The organism is Alloalcanivorax xenomutans (genome assembly GCF_032810065.1).
GTDB lineage: Bacteria > Pseudomonadota > Gammaproteobacteria > Pseudomonadales > Alcanivoracaceae > Alloalcanivorax > Alloalcanivorax xenomutans.
Window position 1 is genome coordinate 3,790,148 of sequence record NZ_CP136538.1, and the last position, 18,688, is coordinate 3,808,835.

At 58.7% G+C, this 18,688-nt stretch carries 18 protein-coding genes; all 18 read right to left on the reverse strand.

Translation table 11 applies throughout. The annotated features are described in order from the left end of the window. Nucleotides 1-9 precede the first annotated feature (9 nt). Nucleotides 10-378: a 50S ribosomal protein L14 gene (gene rplN / locus RYH70_RS17500; RefSeq protein ID WP_014996102.1), complete on the reverse strand. Its 369-nt coding sequence runs from the start codon at nucleotides 376-378 to the stop codon at nucleotides 10-12. A 52-nt stretch (nucleotides 379-430) separates the two neighbouring features. After that, the gene (rpsQ, locus tag RYH70_RS17505; protein ID WP_022995842.1) at nucleotides 431-700 is read right to left on the reverse strand and encodes a 30S ribosomal protein S17; all 270 of its coding nucleotides are present in this window, start codon (nucleotides 698-700) and stop codon (nucleotides 431-433) included. A 2-nt stretch (nucleotides 701-702) separates the two neighbouring features. Beyond that, nucleotides 703-894: a 50S ribosomal protein L29 gene (rpmC, locus tag RYH70_RS17510; protein ID WP_014996104.1), complete on the reverse strand. Its 192-nt coding sequence runs from the start codon at nucleotides 892-894 to the stop codon at nucleotides 703-705. A gap of 3 nt (nucleotides 895-897) precedes the next feature. After that, nucleotides 898-1,311 carry a 50S ribosomal protein L16 gene (gene rplP / locus RYH70_RS17515; RefSeq protein ID WP_014996105.1) on the reverse strand — a complete coding sequence of 138 codons (414 nt, stop codon included), beginning with the start codon at nucleotides 1,309-1,311 and terminating at the stop codon, nucleotides 898-900. Between the two features lie 13 nt (nucleotides 1,312-1,324). Next, entirely contained in the window at nucleotides 1,325-2,017 is a 693-nt protein-coding gene (gene rpsC / locus RYH70_RS17520) for a 30S ribosomal protein S3 (RefSeq protein WP_022995843.1), read from the reverse strand. A 4-nt stretch (nucleotides 2,018-2,021) separates the two neighbouring features. Further along, the gene (rplV, locus tag RYH70_RS17525) at nucleotides 2,022-2,366 is read right to left on the reverse strand and encodes a 50S ribosomal protein L22 (RefSeq protein WP_022995844.1); all 345 of its coding nucleotides are present in this window, start codon (nucleotides 2,364-2,366) and stop codon (nucleotides 2,022-2,024) included. A 10-nt stretch (nucleotides 2,367-2,376) separates the two neighbouring features. After that, nucleotides 2,377-2,652 carry a 30S ribosomal protein S19 gene (rpsS, locus tag RYH70_RS17530; protein ID WP_014996108.1) on the reverse strand — a complete coding sequence of 92 codons (276 nt, stop codon included), beginning with the start codon at nucleotides 2,650-2,652 and terminating at the stop codon, nucleotides 2,377-2,379. Nucleotides 2,653-2,674: 22 nt separating this feature from the next. Then, nucleotides 2,675-3,499, reverse strand: coding sequence for a 50S ribosomal protein L2 (gene rplB / locus RYH70_RS17535; RefSeq protein WP_022995845.1), 825 nt, complete (start codon nucleotides 3,497-3,499; stop codon nucleotides 2,675-2,677). Between the two features lie 19 nt (nucleotides 3,500-3,518). Further along, complete coding sequence (rplW, locus tag RYH70_RS17540) at nucleotides 3,519-3,815, reverse strand: 50S ribosomal protein L23 (RefSeq protein WP_022995846.1); 297 nt, start codon at nucleotides 3,813-3,815, stop codon at nucleotides 3,519-3,521. Then, nucleotides 3,812-4,414 (reverse strand): 50S ribosomal protein L4, encoded by a 603-nt coding sequence (gene rplD / locus RYH70_RS17545; RefSeq protein WP_014996111.1) that lies wholly within the window; start codon nucleotides 4,412-4,414, stop codon nucleotides 3,812-3,814. Before rplD ends, rplW begins: the two co-directional genes overlap by 4 nt. 14 nt (nucleotides 4,415-4,428) lie before the next feature. Beyond that, nucleotides 4,429-5,064 (reverse strand): 50S ribosomal protein L3, encoded by a 636-nt coding sequence (gene rplC, locus RYH70_RS17550; protein ID WP_026949538.1) that lies wholly within the window; start codon nucleotides 5,062-5,064, stop codon nucleotides 4,429-4,431. Between the two features lie 57 nt (nucleotides 5,065-5,121). Continuing rightward, on the reverse strand, nucleotides 5,122-5,433 hold the full coding sequence (gene rpsJ, locus RYH70_RS17555) for a 30S ribosomal protein S10 (RefSeq protein ID WP_022995848.1): 312 nt from the start codon (nucleotides 5,431-5,433) through the stop codon (nucleotides 5,122-5,124). A gap of 204 nt (nucleotides 5,434-5,637) precedes the next feature. Beyond that, entirely contained in the window at nucleotides 5,638-6,831 is a 1,194-nt protein-coding gene (gene tuf / locus RYH70_RS17560; protein WP_026949537.1) for an elongation factor Tu, read from the reverse strand. Between the two features lie 31 nt (nucleotides 6,832-6,862). Further along, the gene (gene fusA, locus RYH70_RS17565; RefSeq protein WP_063141496.1) at nucleotides 6,863-8,962 is read right to left on the reverse strand and encodes an elongation factor G; all 2,100 of its coding nucleotides are present in this window, start codon (nucleotides 8,960-8,962) and stop codon (nucleotides 6,863-6,865) included. Between the two features lie 78 nt (nucleotides 8,963-9,040). Beyond that, complete coding sequence (gene rpsG / locus RYH70_RS17570) at nucleotides 9,041-9,511, reverse strand: 30S ribosomal protein S7 (protein WP_014996116.1); 471 nt, start codon at nucleotides 9,509-9,511, stop codon at nucleotides 9,041-9,043. Between the two features lie 116 nt (nucleotides 9,512-9,627). Beyond that, a complete protein-coding gene (gene rpsL, locus RYH70_RS17575) occupies nucleotides 9,628-10,002 on the reverse strand; it encodes a 30S ribosomal protein S12 (protein ID WP_014996117.1) in 375 nt (124 codons plus the stop codon). A 176-nt stretch (nucleotides 10,003-10,178) separates the two neighbouring features. Next, nucleotides 10,179-14,381 carry a DNA-directed RNA polymerase subunit beta' gene (rpoC, locus tag RYH70_RS17580; protein ID WP_022996214.1) on the reverse strand — a complete coding sequence of 1,401 codons (4,203 nt, stop codon included), beginning with the start codon at nucleotides 14,379-14,381 and terminating at the stop codon, nucleotides 10,179-10,181. 100 nt (nucleotides 14,382-14,481) lie between these two features. Further along, the gene (gene rpoB, locus RYH70_RS17585) at nucleotides 14,482-18,624 is read right to left on the reverse strand and encodes a DNA-directed RNA polymerase subunit beta (RefSeq protein WP_022996213.1); all 4,143 of its coding nucleotides are present in this window, start codon (nucleotides 18,622-18,624) and stop codon (nucleotides 14,482-14,484) included. Between the last annotated feature and the right edge of the window lie 64 nt (nucleotides 18,625-18,688).

Here is an 18,688-nt window from a genome sequence, read left to right on the forward strand (position 1 = left end):
AACCCGCCTTTAAAGAACTTCCGGTGCCAGGGAGATGATCTTCATGAACTGGTCATTACGCAGTTCACGGGTCACCGGCCCAAAGATCCGGGTGCCGATCGGAGCCTTGTTGTTGTTCAACAGGACCGCGGCGTTTTCGTCAAAACGAATCACAGAACCATCGGGGCGACGTACACCACGACGGGTACGTACCACGACAGCGCTCATCACGTCGCCTTTTTTAACACGACCACGCGGAATCGCTTCCTTTACTGTGACCTTGATGATGTCACCAATGCCTGCATAGCGGCGGTGGGAGCCACCCAGCACCTTGATGCACTGCACTCGACGAGCGCCGCTGTTATCGGCGACTTCGAGCATGGTTTCGGTCTGAATCATCGCTTACTCTCTCCAACTCCTGCCCTGTGCAGGCAGCCACAGCATTCTCTCATCAGGCCTTGACGGCCTGCTCCACTACGCTGACCAGCATCCAGCTTTTACGCTTGGACAGCGGACGGCATTCTTCGATGGTGACCAGGTCGCCTTCGCCACACTGGTTTTGCTCATCGTGAGCCATCAGTTTGGTAGAACGCTTGATGATCTTGCCATAAATGGGGTGCTGTACCCGGCGCTCAACCAATACGGTGATGGTCTTATCACCTTTACTGGAAATCACTTTACCGGTAACGGTCCGGCGCAGTTTCTGTTTCGCCTCTGCCATGATTAGTTACCCTGTTTTTCCCGCAGAATGGTCTTCACACGTGCAATATCACGGCGGACCGTCCCAAGCTGATGGGTTTGGGAAAGCTGACCGGATGCTTTCTTCATGCGCAGCTTGAACTGTTGTTCCAGCAGCTCAAGGTGCTGCTCGCGCAACTGCTCAACACTCTTTTCTTTCAGTTCGCTCGCTTTCATGGCTTACATCACCGTCCGAGTCACGACACGGGTGCTGACCGGCAGCTTGGCTGCGGCCAGACGGAACGCTTCACGCGCCACGTCTTCGGAAACACCTTCCATTTCGTAGAGCATGCGGCCCGGCTGAATCTGGGCTACCCAGTACTCCACGCTACCTTTACCTTTACCCATCCGCACTTCCAGCGGTTTCTGGGTAATCGGCTTATCGGGGAAGACCCGAATCCAGATCTTACCGCCCCGTTTGATGTGACGGGTCATGGCCCGACGAGCCGCTTCGATCTGACGCGCGGTGATCCGGCCACGGCCGGTGGCCTGCAGGCCGATGGTGCCAAAAGACACCTTGTTGCCGCGCTGTGCCAGGCCACGGTTACGGCCCTTATGAATTTTCCGGAATTTGGTACGCTTCGGCTGCAACATCGTTCGTTACCTTTTAACCACGGCCGCGCTTTTTCGCGCCCTTGGACTGCTTCTGCTCTTCCTGAACCTGCTCCATGCCACCGAGCACTTCGCCACGGAAGATCCAGACCTTCACACCGATGGTTCCGTAGGTGGTCTCAGCACGCACGTTGGCGTAATCGATGTCCGCACGCAGAGTATGCAGCGGCACGCGACCTTCACGGTACCATTCCGTACGAGCAATCTCGGCACCACCCAGACGACCAGAAAGCTGGACCCGAATACCTTCGGCACCGGCCTTGAGCGCGTTCTGCACCGCTCGCTTCATAGCGCGGCGGAACATAACACGACGTTCGATCTGGCCAGCGATATTATCGGCTACCAGGCGAGCATCCACGTCAGGCTTACGCACTTCCTCGATGTTGATGTGCACCGGAACACCCATCTTGGCTGCTACGTCGCGACGCAGGCGCTCAACGTCCTCGCCCTTCTTGCCGATCACGATCCCCGGACGAGCCGTTGAGATAGTGATGCGGACGTTTTCGGACGGACGCTCGATTTTAATCCGGCTCACCGAGGCATTCTTGAGGCGCTTGAACAGATATTCACGCACCTCGAGATCGGTTACCAGGCAGTCTGCGTAGGTCTTGGGACCCGCATACCACAGGGAGTTGTGCTCCTTGACGATGCCCAGACGAATACCGATCGGATGAACTTTCTGACCCATCTGGTTACTCCTGACCTTCCGAGACTTTTACAGTGATGTGGCAGGTACGCTTGAGAATGCGATCCGCCCGCCCTTTCGCGCGAGGACGAATACGCTTCATCGACATGCCTTCATCCACGTAGATGGTGGATACTTTCAGCTCATCCACATCGGCGCCGTCGTTGTTTTCCGCGTTAGCAATCGCGGACTCCAGCACCTTCTTAACAATCTTGGCCGCCTTCTTGGGGCTAAAGGCGAGAACATTCAACGCCTTTTCCACCTCCAGACCTCGGATCTGGTCGGCCACCAGGCGGGCTTTCTGAGCCGAAATTCTTGCGCCCCGCAGACGGGCTGCAACTTCAGTCGCCATGGCTGTCACCTTATCGCTTAGCCTTTTTGTCCACGATATGCCCGCGGAAGTTACGGGTCAGGGCGAATTCGCCCAGCTTGTGGCCCACCATGTGCTCGGAAACCAATACCGGAACATGCTGACGGCCGTTATGTACCGCGATGGTCAAACCCACCATCTCCGGGATGATCATGGAGCGACGGGACCAGGTTTTGATCGGCTTACGGGAGCCGGCTTCCACCGCTTCTTCCACCTTCTTCAACAGGTGGTGATCCAGAAACGGACCTTTTTTCAGTGAACGTGGCACAGCCTGAACCTCTCTCTATCCCTTACTTACGACGGTCGCGCACAATCATCTTGGAGGTGCGCTTGTTGGTACGGGTTTTGTGGCCCTTGGTCGGCACACCCCAGGGGGTTACCGGATGACGGCCACCGGACGTACGCCCTTCACCACCACCATGGGGGTGATCCACGGGGTTCATGGCCACACCGCGAACGGTGGGACGAACACCGCGCCAGCGGGTTGCGCCGGCCTTACCCAGCGAGCGCAGGCTGTGCTCACTGTTGGATACCTGCCCGATGGTGGCGCGACATTCAGCGTGCACCTTACGCATCTCGCCAGAGCGCAAACGCAGGGTCACATACTGTCCGTCCTTCGCCAGCAGCTGGACAGAAGTACCCGCGGAGCGAGCCAGCTGACCACCTTTACCGGGCTTCAGTTCCACGTTATGAATCGTGGAACCCAGCGGAATGTTGCGCAGCGGCAGAGTATTGCCCACCTTGATCGGGGCATCTTCGCCGGACTGAACACGATCGCCCGCCTTCAGATCCTTTGGCGCCAGAATGTAACGACGCTCGCCATCCAGATACTTCACCAGCGCGATGTGCGCGGAACGGTTCGGATCGTATTCCAGACGCTCCACCACACCCTGGACACCGTCTTTATTACGACGGAAATCCACTACGCGGTATTTCTGCTTGTGACCACCACCTTTATGACGGGTGGTGATACGGCCGTTATTGTTACGGCCGCCGTTCTTGGCCTTGGCTTCCAGCAAGGGCGCGTAGGGAGCACCTTTGTGCAGCTCCTCATTGACCACCTTTACGACAAAGCGGCGGCCCGGAGAAGTCGGCTTGGTCTTAACAATCGCCATGATTACTCACTCCCTTACCTTACTCAGCGCCCAGGAAGTCGATATCCTGGCCTTGTTCAAGGGACACGTAGGCCTTCTTCCAGTCGCTACGCTTACCGGCGACACGACCGAAGAACTTGCGCTTGCCTTTCACGTTCAAAGTCCGAACGTTGCGCACCTTAACCTCGAACAGCGCTTCCACGGCGGCCTTGATTTCCGCCTTGGTGGCATCTTTTGCCACTTTGAAAGCAAAGGCATTGCTGCGCTCGGTGGCGTCAGTGGCCTTTTCGGAAAAGTGCGGTGCAAGCAGCACTTTTAAAATGCGCTCTTTGTTCATGCCAGCGCCTCCTCAAGTTTCTTCAGAGCCGGCACGGTCACCAACACCTTGTCAAAGGCGATCAGGCTGACCGGATCCACACCGCTAGCATCGCGAATGTCGACCTTCGGCAGGTTACGAGCCGCCAAATACAGATTCTCATCCACATCGTCAGTCACGATGAGAACATTGCTCAGGTTCAGATCCTTGAGCTTGGCGGCCACCTGCTTGGTTTTCGGGGTGTCGACGGAGAAGTCGTCCACCACAACCAGGCGCTCCTGGCGAACCAGCTCGGACAAAATGCAGCGCAGCGCGCCACGATACATTTTGCGGTTTACTTTCTGTGAGTGGTCACGGGGCACCGCGGCAAACGTTTTGCCGCCGCCACGCCACAGCGGGCTACGAATGGTACCGGCGCGAGCGCGACCGGTGCCTTTCTGCCGCCAGGGCTTACGACCACCACCACTGACATCAGAGCGGCTTTTCTGCGCTTTGGAACCTTGACGGGTACCCGCCAGGTAAGCAGTCACAACCTGATGAACCAGAGGCTCGTTGAAGTCCTTGCCGAAGGCGACTTCAGACACAGTAACGGTACCTCCAGAGGCGGTATTGAGATTCATCCTCTATTCCTCTTTCAGGCCTTCGCCTTCACTGCCGGGATCACGATCACATCACCACCGGCCGCGCCGGGGACCGCACCCTTAACCAGCAACAGATTCTTTTCCACGTCCACGCGCACGACTTCCAGATTCTGAACCGTCACACGCTCGGCACCCATGTGGCCCGCCATTTTCTTGCCCTTGAATACGCGGCCCGGGGTTTGGTTCTGACCGATGGAACCCGGAGCGCGGTGGGACAGAGAGTTACCGTGAGTGGCGTCCTGAGTACGGAAATTCCAACGCTTAACCGTACCGGCGAAACCTTTACCCTTGGAGGTACCGGTTACGTCCACGATCTGGCCAGCCTCGAACACTTCCAGGGTCAGCTCGCCGCCAACCTGCAAATCGCCCGCCGGAGCGCGGAATTCACCCACAGTGCGGCCAGCTTCCACGCCCGCCTTGGCGAAGTGACCCGCCATTGGCTTGGTCACTCGGGTTGCGCGGCGCTCGCCAACCGTCACTTGCACGGCCTCGTAGCCATCTGTCTCTTCGGTCTTAATCTGGCTCACCCGATTCGGGGACACTTCAATCACGGTCACCGGAACACTGACACCGTCTTCAGTGAACACCCGGGTCATCCCGCATTTTCGACCGATTACACCAATCGCCATTGTCTACCTCTTCACAACCTGTTGCGGCCAGGCCGCACGTTGTTGTCTCAGGCTGAGTTATCCCAGGCTGATCTGCACATCCACACCAGCGGCCAGATCCAGCTTCATCAGTGCGTCCACGGTCTTGTCCGTGGGCTCCACGATGTCCACCATCCGCTTGTGGGTACGGATCTCGTACTGATCCCGCGCATCTTTGTTAACGTGCGGAGAGACCAGCACCGTAAACCGTTCTTTACGCGTGGGCAGAGGGATCGGACCCTGTACCTGCGCACCCGTGCGTTTTGCCGTATCCACGATCTCCTGGGCGGACTGATCGATCAGGCGATGATCAAAAGCCTTGAGACGGATTCGGATTCTCTGGTTAGCCATAGCTAACAAACTCCAGACTGTTTCGAACCATACTTTAGATGGCAAAAAGCCCGCCCATCCTTCTCATCCGAAGGAGGTGGGTGTCAAAACAAGCCCGGGAACGATGCCCCGGTTGATCGCGCCCTTTCCAGTACTAACACTGGAAAGAGGGCGCAGAGTATATAGACAAAAGAAGGCCGGGGCAAGCCCCGGCCTTGAATTATCTTACTCTACGATCTTGGCCACCACGCCGGCGCCAACAGTACGACCACCTTCACGAATCGCGAAGCGCAGGCCGTCTTCCATGGCGATCGGCGCGATCAGCTCAACGTCCATCTGCACGTTGTCACCCGGCATCACCATCTCGGTGCCTTCCGGCAGCGTACAGGCACCGGTAACGTCGGTGGTACGGAAGTAGAACTGCGGACGGTAGCCGTTGAAGAACGGGGTGTGACGACCACCTTCGTCCTTACTCAGCACGTACACCTCGGCAACGAACTTGGTGTGCGGGGTGATCGAGCCCGGCTTCGCCAGAACCTGACCACGCTCCACTTCGTCACGCTTGGTGCCGCGCAGCAGCACGCCCACGTTCTCACCCGCGCGGCCTTCGTCCAGCAGCTTGCGGAACATCTCAACACCAGTACAGGTGGTCTTGGTGGTATCCTTGATACCCACAATCTCGATCTCTTCACCCACCTTGATGATGCCACGCTCCACACGACCGGTGACCACGGTACCGCGACCGGAGATGGAGAACACGTCCTCGATCGGCATCAGGAACGGCTGATCAACCGCACGCTCCGGCTCCGGAATGTACTCGTCCAGCGTTTCCACCAGCTTCTGCACCGCCGGCATGCCAATCTCGCTGGTATCGCCTTCCAGCGCCTTCAGAGCGGAACCCTTGATGATCGGGGTGTCGTCGCCCGGGAAGTCGTAGTCGCTCAGCAGCTCACGCACTTCCATTTCAACCAGTTCCAGCAGCTCTTCATCGTCCACCATGTCCGCTTTGTTCAGGAACACGACGATGTACGGCACGCCAACCTGGCGGGACAGCAGAATGTGCTCCCGGGTTTGCGGCATCGGGCCGTCAGCGGCGGATACCACCAGAATCGCGCCATCCATCTGCGCCGCACCGGTGATCATGTTCTTCACGTAGTCGGCGTGACCCGGGCAGTCAACGTGCGCGTAGTGACGGGTCGGAGAGTCGTACTCCACGTGGGAGGTCGCGATCGTAATACCACGCTCACGCTCTTCCGGGGCGTTATCGATCTGATCGAAGGCGCTCGCCGAACCGGAGCCCCACACCTCGAAGCACACCCGCGTCAAAGCGGCCGTCAGCGTCGTCTTACCATGGTCAACGTGACCAATCGTGCCCACGTTTACGTGCGGTTTATTACGTTCAAACTTTTCCTTTGCCACGGTTCTATACCTTTACAAATTCACCGTAAATTTAAGATTTCTTACCGTTGATCACGTCTTCGGCAATGTTGCGCGGAGCCTCGGCGTACTTCAGGAACTCCATGGAGTAGCTGGCGCGCCCCTGGGACATGGAACGAACATCGGTAGCGTAACCGAACATCTCGGACAGCGGCACCTCGGCGCGGATCACCTTGCCGGAAACACTGTCGTCCATGCCCTGGACGGTACCACGACGACGGTTCAAGTCGCCCATTACGTCACCCATGTAATCCTCCGGAGTGACCACCTCCACTTTCATGATCGGCTCCAGCAGGATCGCACCGGCTTCCTTGGCGGCATTACGCACCGCCAGGCCACCCGCCATGCGGAAGGCGTTCTCGTTGGAGTCCACTTCGTGATAGGAGCCATCATACAGAATGGCTTTCACACCCAGGATCGGATAACCGGCGAGCACACCAGCCTGCAGTTGCTCATCGATACCCTTCTGGATCGCACCGAAGTACTCCTTCGGCACCACACCACCATGGATTTGTTCCTCGAACTGGAACTCCTCGTCCCGGTCGATCGGCTCGAACTTAACCTTGACGTGGCCGTACTGGCCACGACCACCGGACTGCTTGACGAACTTGCCTTCAACGTCGGCGGGCTTGGTGAAGGTTTCACGGTAGGCCACCTGCGGCGCGCCCACGTTCGCTTCCACCTTGAACTCGCGCTTCATGCGGTCGACGATGATATCCAGGTGCAGCTCACCCATACCGGAAATGATGGTCTGGCCGGTCTCTTCATCCGTTTTCACGCGGAACGAAGGATCTTCCTGGGCCAGACGACCCAATGCGATACCCATTTTCTCCTGGTCCGCCTTGGATTTCGGCTCAACCGCAACGGAGATCACCGGCTCGGGGAACTCCATCCGCTCCAGCACGATCACCTTGTTCGGATCACACAGGGTGTCACCGGTGGTGACATCCTTCAGCCCCACGCAAGCGGCAATATCACCCGCGCGAACTTCCTTGATTTCCTCCCGGCTGTTGGCGTGCATCTGCAACAGGCGACCAATCCGCTCTTTCTTCAGCTTCACGGAGTTCATCACGCTGTCACCGGAATTCACCACACCGGAGTAAACACGGATAAAGGTCAGAGAACCCACGAACGGGTCAGTGGCGATCTTGAACGCCAGGGCCGCGAACGGCTCATCATCGGACGACTTGCGGGACTCAACGGTTTCGCCATCTTCCAAGGTGCCCTGGATCGCTTTTACTTCGTCCGGAGCAGGCAGGAACTCGATAACCGCATCCAGCATGGCCTGAACGCCCTTGTTCTTGAAGGCGGAACCACACAGCGCCACCACGATCTCGTTGGCCAGAACCTGCTCACGCAGCCCGGCTTTGATATCGTCGTTATCCAGCTCACCGTTCTCGAGGTACTTCTCCATCAGCTCATCCGAGCCTTCGGCAGCCGCCTCCATCATCTGCTCACGCAGCTCTTCACAGCGGGACAGCACCTCTTCGGGGACATCACGCTCTTCGTAGCTCATGCCCAGATCATCTTCATTCCAGAAGATCGCCTTCATCCGGATCAGGTCGACGATACCCTTGAACTCGTCTTCAGTACCGATGTTGTACTGGATCGGCACAACCTTGGCGCCCAGACGATTGCGGATCTGATCGCAAACACGGTCAAAGTTGGCGCCCGCGCGGTCCATTTTGTTAACGAACACAATACGCGGAACGCTGTACTTGTTGGCCTGACGCCACACCGTCTCGGACTGAGGCTCCACGCCTGAAGATCCACAGAACACCACCACGGCACCGTCCAGAACACGCAGAGAACGCTCCACCTCAATGGTGAAGTCCACGTGCCCGGGAGTATCGATGATGTTGATACGATGCTGGTCGTACTGCTTGTCCATGCCCTGCCAGAAAGCAGTCACCGCGGCCGAGGTAATGGTAATACCCCGCTCCTGCTCCTGCTCCATCCAGTCAGTCGTCGACGCACCGTCGTGGGTCTCACCCATCTTGTGGTTGACACCCGTATAGAACAGGATCCGCTCGGTGGTGGTGGTTTTACCTGCGTCCACGTGGGCGCAGATACCGATGTTGCGATAGCGGTTGAGAGGAGTCTTACGTGCCACGCTGCTAACCTCGAGTCTCTGAATCCAATACAAAAACCGGCCTGATCGCAGGCCGGTTTACTCTGTCTACGCTCTGCCTTAGAAGCGGAAGTGGGAGAAGGCTTTGTTCGCCTCCGCCATGCGGTGTACGTCTTCCCGCTTCTTCATCGCCGCGCCTTTACCTTCAGCGGCGTCCATCACCTCACCGGCGAGGCGCTGGGCCATGCTCTTCTCACCCCGCTTGCGCGCGGAGTCCACCAGCCAACGCATGGCCAGGGCGGTACGACGACTGGGGCGAACTTCCACCGGCACCTGGTAGGTGGCGCCACCAACACGACGGCTCTTCACCTCAACCACCGGACGAATGTTATCCAGGGCTTTCTCGAACAGTTCCAGGGCTTCGCCACTCTTACGCTCGGTCACGATATCCAGAGCGCCGTAGACGATACGCTCGGCGACGGATTTCTTACCGTCCACCATTACGTGGTTCATGAACTTGGCCAGCAACTGGCTTCCAAATTTCGGATCCGGCAGGATCTCACGTTTGGCAACGACGCGTCTTCTTGGCATCGGATGTGTTCCTCTTACTACCCGCGGGGCGGGAATGCTTCAGGTTATCCGGGACCAGGCCCGGCCTTACTCATCCTACCGGGAGCAACGCCCGGCTGTATGAATAGGGTTACGACTTACTTCTTCGGCCGCTTGGCACCGTATTTGGAACGGCGCTGCTTGCGATCCTGAACACCGGCGGTATCCAGGGTGCCACGCACGGTGTGATAGCGCACACCAGGCAGGTCCTTAACACGACCGCCACGGATCAGCACCACGGAGTGCTCCTGCAGGTTATGGCCTTCTCCCGGGATATAGGAAGACACTTCATAACCGTTGGTCAGACGCACCCGGCACACTTTACGCAGCGCGGAGTTCGGCTTTTTCGGGGTAGTGGTGTACACCCGGGTGCAAACGCCGCGACGCTGCGGGCAGCCCTGCAGGGCGACCGAGTCGCTTTTCTCTACCTTGCTTTTGCGCGGGTTGCGCACCAGCTGGTTTACAGTTGCCATGAAACTACTGCTCCACGCTTACAGTTCTGTGACGAACTGACTTGATTGTCAGATTTTCGCCACCCGATTCCTACCTACAGAATAGGGGCGAGCGATTCTAGGGACCCCCCGGCACCAAGTCAAGATGCCGGAGGGCCTGGATGGCGCTTAATTCCTGGGCCGTTACTCCTGACCCTTTACTCCTGGCCAGAGGAGCTGAGCGCCTCGGACAGGGCCGCTTCCACCTCGTCCATGGTCGGACCGTCGCCGCGAGCATCCGCACGCTGGCGCCGGCGATCCATGTGATAGGCATAGCCGGTCCCGGCCGGAATCAGACGACCCACGACCACGTTCTCCTTGAGACCACGGAGATCGTCTTCTTTCCCGGTTACCGCCGCTTCGGTCAACACCCGGGTGGTCTCCTGGAAGGAGGCCGCGGAAATGAACGATTCGGTGGCCAGGGAAGCCTTGGTGATACCCAGCAGCATACGCTCGAACTGAGGCCGCATCTTGTCCTCACCCTTGAGGCGATCCAGCTCTTCCATCACCCGGGCGTATTCCACTTGCTCACCCTTGATGAAGGTCGACTCACCCACTTCGGTGATTTCCACCTTACGCAACATTTGGCGGATGATCGTTTCGATATGCTTATCGTTGATCTTCACACCCTGCAGGCGGTAAACCTCCTGCACTTCGTTGACGATATAGCGGGCCAGCTCCACCTCACCCTTGAGACGCAGAATGTCGTGCGGGTTCAGCGGGCCGTCGGAAACCACCTCGCCTTTCTCCACGTGCTCGCCTTCGAACACGTTGAGCTGACGCCATTTGGGGATCAGTTCCTCGTAGGTGTCGCCACCATCATCCGGGGTGATCACCAAACGCACCTTGCCCTTGGTTTCCTTGCCAAAGGACACGGTACCGGTTTTTTCCGCCAGGATAGCCGCTTCCTTCGGATTACGGGCCTCGAACAGATCCGCCACCCGAGGCAGACCACCGGTGATATCCCGGGTCTTGGAAGACTCTTGCGGGATCCGCGCGATCACGTCACCCACCGAGATATCAGCCCCGTTCTTCAGGCCGCACAAGGCGCCACCGGGCAGGAAGTAGTTGGCCGGGGCATCGGTATTCGGCAGGCTCACCGCCTTGCCTTTGCCATCCACCACCCGGACCACCGGACGCAGGTCCTTACCCGCGGACGGACGATCCTGGCTCGGCATGACCTCGATGTTGGTCAGCCCGGTCAGCTCATCGGTCTGGTAGTTAACGGCAATACCTTCTTCCATATCACCGAACTGCACCTTACCCGCCACTTCGGCAATGATCGGGTGGGTGTGCGGATCCCAGGTCGCCACGACCTGGCCACCGTCCACGGAATCCCCTTCGTTTACCGTAACCAGAGCACCGTAGGGCACTTTGTAGCGCTCGCGCTCACGACCCAGGTCATCGGCCACCGCCAGCTCGGCTGAACGGGAAACGATCACCAGACCATCTTTGTGGGTCACGTGCTTGGCGTTGTGGAAACGCACCTTGCCGCCGTGTTTGATCTGGATGCTGGACACCGCGGAGGCCCGGCTTGCCGCGCCACCAATGTGGAAAGTCCGCATGGTCAGCTGGGTACCCGGCTCACCAATGGACTGGGCCGCGATCACGCCAACCGCCTCGCCCACGTTGACCCGATGGCCACGGGCCAGATCACGGCCGTAACAGGCGGAACATACACCCCAGCGGGTGGCACAGGTAATGGAGGAACGCACTTTCACTTCGTCCACACCCATGGCTTCCAGCTTGTCCACCCACACTTCGTCCAGCAGGGTGCCGGCTTCCACGGCCACTTCGTCCTGGTTCAGCGGATTCATCACGTCGCGAGCCACGACCCGGCCCAGCACCCGCTCACGCAGGGGCTCGACCACATCACCACCCTCGATCAGCGGGGTCATGATCAGACCCTGCTCGGTGCCGCAGTCTTCCTCGGTGATCACCAGATCCTGGGCCACGTCCACCAGACGACGGGTCAGGTAACCGGAGTTCGCAGTCTTCAATGCGGTATCCGCCAGACCTTTCCGGGCACCGTGAGTGGAGATGAAGTACTGCAGTACGTTCAGACCTTCACGGAAGTTACTGGTAATCGGCGTTTCGATAATGGAGCCGTCCGGCTTGGCCATCAGGCCGCGCATGCCCGCCAACTGACGAATCTGGGCGGCGGAACCCCGCGCCCCGGAATCCGCCATCATGAAGATGGAGTTGAAGGAGCCTTGCTCTTCGTCCTTGCCTTCGCGGTTTTTCACCACTTCGGTCTTCAGGTTCTCCATCATCGCCTTGGCGATCTGGTCGTTGGTACGGGACCAGATGTCCACAACCTTGTTATAACGCTCACCGCGGGTTACCAGACCGGAAGCGAATTGCTCCTCGATCTCGCGCACCTCTTCCTCGGCCTTGCCGATCAGCTCGTACTTGGCCTGCGGAATCACCATGTCTTCCACACCAATGGAGGAGCCGGACAGGGTCGCCTCACGGAAGCCCAGATACATGATCTGGTCAGCAAAGATGCAGGTTTCCTTGGTACCCAGGATCCGGTAACAGGTGTTCAGCAGCTTGGAGATCGCCTTCTTGGTCATGTTCTGATTGACCATGTCGAAGCCGATGCCTTCCGGCACGATGTCCCAGATTTTACAGCGGCCCGGAGTGGTATCCGCGATACGCCATTCCCGGTGAATGTTGCCTTCCTGATCCTTGACCACATCTTCCAGGCGCACCTTGATGCGGGCGTGCAGATCCACCTCTTTGGTGCCCAGGGCGCGCATCACTTCCTTGGTGTCGGCGAACACCCGGCCTTCGCCTTTGACGTTCACCTTCTCGCGGCTGATGTAGTACAGACCCAGCACCACGTCCTGGGTCGGGCCGATGATTGGCTCACCATTGGCCGGAGACAGAATGTTGTTGGTGGACATCATCAGCGCCCGGGCTTCGAGCTGCGCTTCCAGGGTCAGCGGCACGTGCACCGCCATCTGGTCACCGTCGAAGTCGGCGTTGAAGGCGGCACACACCAGCGGGTGCAACTGAATTGCCTTACCTTCGATCAGCACCGGCTCGAATGCCTGGATGCCAAGACGGTGCAGCGTCGGCGCCCGGTTCAACATCACCGGGTGCTCGCGGATCACCTCGGCCAGAATATCCCAGACCTCGGCTGTCTCGCGCTCGACCATCTTCTTGGCCGCCTTGATGGTGGTGGCCAGGCCGCGTCCTTCCAGTTTGGAGAAGATGAACGGCTTGAACAGTTCCAGCGCCATCTTCTTCGGCAGACCGCACTCGTGCAGCTTCAGGGTCGGCCCCACCACGATCACGGAACGACCGGAGTAGTCCACCCGCTTACCGAGCAGGTTCTGACGGAAACGCCCTTGCTTACCCTTGATCATATCCGCCAGGGACTTCAGCGGGCGCTTGTTGGAACCGGTGATGGCACGGCCGCGGCGGCCATTATCCAGCAACGCGTCCACGGACTCCTGCAGCATGCGTTTTTCGTTACGCACGATGATGTCCGGGGCATTCAGGTCCAGCAGGCGCTTGAGACGGTTATTCCGGTTGATCACCCGGCGATACAGATCGTTCAGATCGGAAGTGGCGAAGCGGCCACCATCCAGCGGTACCAGCGGACGCAGATCCGGCGGCAGCACCGGCAGAACGGTCATGATCATCCACTCCGGCTCATTACCGGAAGCCTGGAAGGCCTCCATCAGCTTCAGCCGCTTGGACAGCTTCTTCAGCTTGGTATCGGAGTTGGTGGAGTCGATCTCTTCACGCAGCGTGTTGATCTCGTCGCGCAGGTCCAGGTCCTGCAGAAGCTGTTGCACCGCCTCCGCGCCCATCTTCGCTTCGAACTCATCACCGAACTGTTCCAGCGCATCGAAGTACTCTTCGTCGGTCAACAGCTGGCCACGTTCCAGGGTGGTCATGCCCGGCTCGGTCACGACAAAGGATTCGAAGTACAGCACCCGCTCGATGTCGCGCAGGGTCATGTCCAGCATCAGACCGATGCGGGACGGCAGCGACTTCAGGAACCAGATGTGGGCAACCGGGCTGGCCAGTTCGATATGGCCCATGCGCTCACGGCGAACCTTGGAGAGCGTGACTTCAACGCCACACTTCTCACAGATCACACCACGGTGCTTGAGACGCTTGTACTTACCGCACAGGCATTCGTAGTCCTTGATCGGACCAAAAATGCGCGCGCAGAACAGGCCATCACGCTCCGGCTTAAAGGTCCGGTAGTTAATGGTCTCCGGCTTTTTCACTTCGCCAAAAGACCAGGAGCGGATCAGATCCGGCGGTGCGAGACCGATGCGGATCTTGTCAAACTCCGTGACTTGTCCCTGACTTTTGAGCAAATTCAGCAAGTCTTTCAAGGCCAGTCCTCCGTATGGAGCTTTCGCTCGCGATTCTTTCCTACTAAATCCGGGTCAGGCAGTGGCGCCGCTCCATTCTTGGAAGAGCGGCGCCGCGGCCTCAGTCGTTTTCCAGCTCGATGTTGATACCGAGGGAGCGGATTTCCTTCAACAGCACGTTGAAGGATTCCGGCATGCCCGGATCCATCCGGTGGTCTCCGTCGACGATGTTCTTGTAGATGCGCGTGCGCCCATTCACATCGTCGGATTTCACGGTGAGCATTTCCTGCAGAGTGTAGGCGGCGCCATAGGCTTCCAGCGCCCACACTTCCATCTCACCGAAACGCTGACCACCGAACTGCGCCTTACCACCCAGCGGCTGCTGGGTAACCAGGCTGTAGGAACCGGTGGAACGCGCGTGCATCTTGTCGTCCACCAAGTGGTTCAGTTTCAACATGTACATGTAGCCGACGGTCACCTTGCGGTCGAACTTCTCGCCGGTACGGCCATCCCACAGCTCGATCTGGCCGGAACGGTCCCGCTTGGCCAACTCCAACAGCGCCTTGATTTCGTACTCTTTGGCACCGTCGAATACCGCGGTCGCCATCGGCACACCGCCGCGCAGATTGCTGGCCAGTTCGATGATTTCATCATCGGAGAACTCGTCCAGGCTTTCGCGGCTGCCGCCGGCGCCGGTGCGGTTGTAGATCTGATCGAGGAAGTCACGCACTTCAGCGACTTTCTTCTGCTCGTCCAGCATCTCGCCGATACGCTCGCCCAAACCTTTGGCGGCCCAGCCAAGGTGGGTTTCAAGGATCTGACCCACGTTCATCCGCGACGGTACACCCAGCGGGTTCAACACCACATCCACCGGAACGCCGTTATCGTCATACGGCATATCTTCCTCGGGCATGATCACGGAGATCACACCTTTGTTACCGTGACGGCCGGCCATCTTGTCACCGGGCTGGATACGACGCTTGATTGCCAGGTAAACCTTGACCACTTTCAGAACACCGTGGGACAGATCGTCACCGCCGGAGATCTTGGCCTGCTTGTCCTTGTAGCGCTCGTCCTGCTCTTTCTTGTGCTGCTCCAGATACTGGTGCGCACGTTCGAGCTGTTCGGCCACGTCCTCGTCCGCCGGGCGCAGTTCAAACCACTTCTCCGCATCCAGCTCATCAAGGATTTCGCTGGTCAGTTGAGTACCACGCTTGAGGCCGGCGCCGCCGTTGACCTTCTTACCGGTCATCACGGAACGCAGACGGTCCAGGATGTCCTGCTCGAGGATCCGGTACTCGTCTTTCAGGTCCTTACGGAATTTTTCCAGGGCCTCTTGCTCGATCTGCTTGGCGCGCTCGTCTTTCTCGACACCGTCACGAGTAAACACCTGCACATCGATGACCGTGCCCTTGACGCCGGAGGAAACCCGCAGAGAGGTATCCTTCACGTCGGACGCTTTCTCACCGAAGATGGCACGCAGCAGCTTTTCTTCCGGAGTGAGCTGGGTCTCGCCCTTCGGCGTGACCTTGCCTACCAGAATGTCGCCGGCTTCCACTTCCGCACCAATGTAGACGATGCCGGATTCGTCCAGCTTCGCCAGCGCCGCTTCACCCACGTTGGGAATATCCGCGGTAATTTCTTCCGCCCCCAGCTTGGTGTCACGGGCAATACAGGTCAGCTCCTGGATGTGGATGGAGGTAAAACGGTCCTCCTTCACCACCCGCTCGGAGATGAGGATGGAATCCTCGAAGTTGTAGCCATTCCAGGGCATGAAGGCGACGCGCATGTTCTGACCCAGCGCCAGCTCACCCATGTCCACGGACGGACCGTCCGCCATGATGTCGCGGGCCGCCACCTTGTCACCCACTTTCACCAGCGGACGCTGGTTGATGCAGGTATTCTGGTTGGAGCGGGTGTATTTGGTCAGGTTGTAAATGTCCACACCGGCTTCACCTTCAGCCACTTCATCGTCGTTGACTTTGACGATGATGCGCGAAGCATCCACCTTGTCGACCACGCCGCCACGCTGAGCCACCACGCAAACCCCGGAGTCACGGGCCACGTGACGCTCGAAGCCGGTGCCCACCAGAGGCTTGTCGGCACGCAGCGTCGGCACCGCCTGGCGTTGCATGTTGGACCCCATCAGAGCCCGGTTGGCGTCATCGTGCTCCAGGAACGGAATCAGGGACGCGGCCACGGACACCACCTGGCGCGGCGAGACATCCATATGGGTAATGGTGTCGCGCTCCATGACGGTGAATTCGTAGCGGTGACGCACGGTGACGAAGTCTTCCACGAAGCTGCCGTCATCGTTCATCTTGGCATCCACCTGAGCAATCACGCACTCGGCTTCCTCGATGGCGGACAAGTACTCGATCTCGTCGCTCACCTTGCCGTCGATCACTTTACGGTACGGAGATTCCAGGAAACCGTACTCGTTGGTACGCGCGTAGCTCGCCAGGGAGTTGATCAGCCCGATGTTCGGACCTTCAGGGGTCTCGATCGGGCATACTCGGCCGTAGTGGGTCGGGTGCACGTCGCGCACCTCGAAGCCGGCACGCTCACGGGTCAGACCACCCGGGCCCAACGCGGACACCCGGCGCTTGTGGGTGACCTCGGAGAGCGGGTTGTTCTGGTCCATGAACTGCGACAACTGGGAGGAGCCGAAGAACTCCTTCACCGCCGCGGCTACCGGCTTGGCGTTGATCAAGTCCTGCGGCATCAGTCCTTCGGACTCCGCCAGGCTCAGGCGCTCTTTCACCGCCCGTTCTACCCGCACCAGGCCAACACGGAACTGGTTTTCCGCCATTTCGCCCACGGAACGCACACGGCGGTTGCCGAGGTGGTCGATATCGTCCACCACACCATTACCGTTACGGATATCCACCAGCGTCTTGAGCACGTCGACGATATCGGACACGTCGTCGCCAAGCTGCTCATGGTACTGCTTGCCTTCCTCATCGGTACGGGTACTGAAGTAGCGGCCGTCATAGAGGATGCCCGGACCGGTTTCAACTTCGCGGCCGAGACGGCGGTTGAACTTCATCCGACCCACGCCGGAGAGGTCGTACCGTTCGTCGGTGAAGAACAGGTTCTTGAACAGATTTTCCGCCGCTTCCTTGGTCGGCGGCTCACCCGGGCGCATCATCCGATAGATTTCCACCAACGCCTCAAGCGGGCTGCGGGTGGGATCGGCGCGCAGGGTATCGGCAATGAACGGACCATGGTCCAGGTCATTGGTGTACAGAGTTTCAAAGCGGGTAACGCCCGCCTTGCTCAGTTTTTCCAGGACATCGGCGGTCAGCTCGGTATTACACTCGACCAGAATTTCGCCGGTGTCCTCATCAATGATGGATTTGGCCAGATAACGACCCTGGAGGTATTCCGCCGGAATCTCCAGGTATTCGATATTGGCTTTCTCCAATTGGCGGATGTGGCGCGCGGTTACCCGGCGACCACGTTCCACCACCACTTCGTCACCGGCAAGGATGTCGAAGGTGGCGGTTTCGCCACGGAGACGCTCCGGCACGAGACGCATGCGATAGACATCGCCTTCGCTCAGGATCTCGTTGGTGTCGAAGAACATCTCCAGAACTTCATCGGAGGTGTAGCCCAGCGCACGCAGCAGAATCGTTGCCGGCAGCTTGCGGCGGCGATCGATACGCACGTAGACCAGATCCTTCGGATCGAATTCGAAGTCCAGCCAGGAACCACGGTAGGGAATCACCCGGGCGGAATACAGCAGCTTGCCGGAAGAGTGGGTTTTACCCTTGTCGTGGTCAAAGAACACACCCGGAGAGCGGTGCAGCTGGGACACGATGACCCGCTCGGTACCATTGATCACGAAGGTACCGTTCTCGGTCATCAGCGGGATCTCGCCCATGTAGACCTGCTGCTCACGGATGTCCTTGATCGCACCATTGGACTCTTTGTCGTAGATCACCAACCGGATGCGCACGCGCAGTGGCGCGGCGTAGGTTGTGCCACGAATGATGCACTCTTTGACATCAAAGACCGGTTTGCCGAACTCATAGCCGGCATACTCCAAGGCCGCGTTGCCCGAGTAACTGGAAATCGGGAAAACGGACCGGAAGGCAGCTTCCAAGCCTTCATCCAAGCGCGCCTCGGCGCCTTTATCCTGCTGTAGGAATTTGCGGTAAGAATCGAGCTGTATGGCCAGCAGGTACGGGACCTCCATGACCTTGGGAAGCTTGCCGAAATCTTTGCGGATCCGCTTTTTCTCAGTGAATGAGTATGCCATCTGCGTTCCTCGGCTGTTGACCACCTATCACCCCAGGGTGATATCTCTGCACGAAACCGTTCGT

What these genes read in the sequence shown, in the direction of transcription:
- rpsL (WP_014996117.1), bottom strand. Translation starts at nt 10,002, where the DNA reads ATGGCAACTGTAAACCAGCTGGTGCGCAACCCGCGCAAAAGCAAGGTA.
- rplN (WP_014996102.1), bottom strand. Translation starts at nt 378, where the DNA reads ATGATTCAGACCGAAACCATGCTCGAAGTCGCCGATAACAGCGGCGCT.
- rplB (WP_022995845.1), bottom strand. Translation starts at nt 3,499, where the DNA reads ATGGCGATTGTTAAGACCAAGCCGACTTCTCCGGGCCGCCGCTTTGTC.
- rpsQ (WP_022995842.1), bottom strand. Translation starts at nt 700, where the DNA reads ATGGCAGAGGCGAAACAGAAACTGCGCCGGACCGTTACCGGTAAAGTG.
- rplW (WP_022995846.1), bottom strand. Translation starts at nt 3,815, where the DNA reads ATGAACAAAGAGCGCATTTTAAAAGTGCTGCTTGCACCGCACTTTTCC.
- rpmC (WP_014996104.1), bottom strand. Translation starts at nt 894, where the DNA reads ATGAAAGCGAGCGAACTGAAAGAAAAGAGTGTTGAGCAGTTGCGCGAG.
- rpsG (WP_014996116.1), bottom strand. Translation starts at nt 9,511, where the DNA reads ATGCCAAGAAGACGCGTCGTTGCCAAACGTGAGATCCTGCCGGATCCG.
- rpoB (WP_022996213.1), bottom strand. Translation starts at nt 18,624, where the DNA reads ATGGCATACTCATTCACTGAGAAAAAGCGGATCCGCAAAGATTTCGGC.
- rpsC (WP_022995843.1), bottom strand. Translation starts at nt 2,017, where the DNA reads ATGGGTCAGAAAGTTCATCCGATCGGTATTCGTCTGGGCATCGTCAAG.
- rplD (WP_014996111.1), bottom strand. Translation starts at nt 4,414, where the DNA reads ATGAATCTCAATACCGCCTCTGGAGGTACCGTTACTGTGTCTGAAGTC.
- rplP (WP_014996105.1), bottom strand. Translation starts at nt 1,311, where the DNA reads ATGTTGCAGCCGAAGCGTACCAAATTCCGGAAAATTCATAAGGGCCGT.
- rplV (WP_022995844.1), bottom strand. Translation starts at nt 2,366, where the DNA reads ATGGCGACTGAAGTTGCAGCCCGTCTGCGGGGCGCAAGAATTTCGGCT.
- rpsJ (WP_022995848.1), bottom strand. Translation starts at nt 5,433, where the DNA reads ATGGCTAACCAGAGAATCCGAATCCGTCTCAAGGCTTTTGATCATCGC.
- rplC (WP_026949538.1), bottom strand. Translation starts at nt 5,064, where the DNA reads ATGGCGATTGGTGTAATCGGTCGAAAATGCGGGATGACCCGGGTGTTC.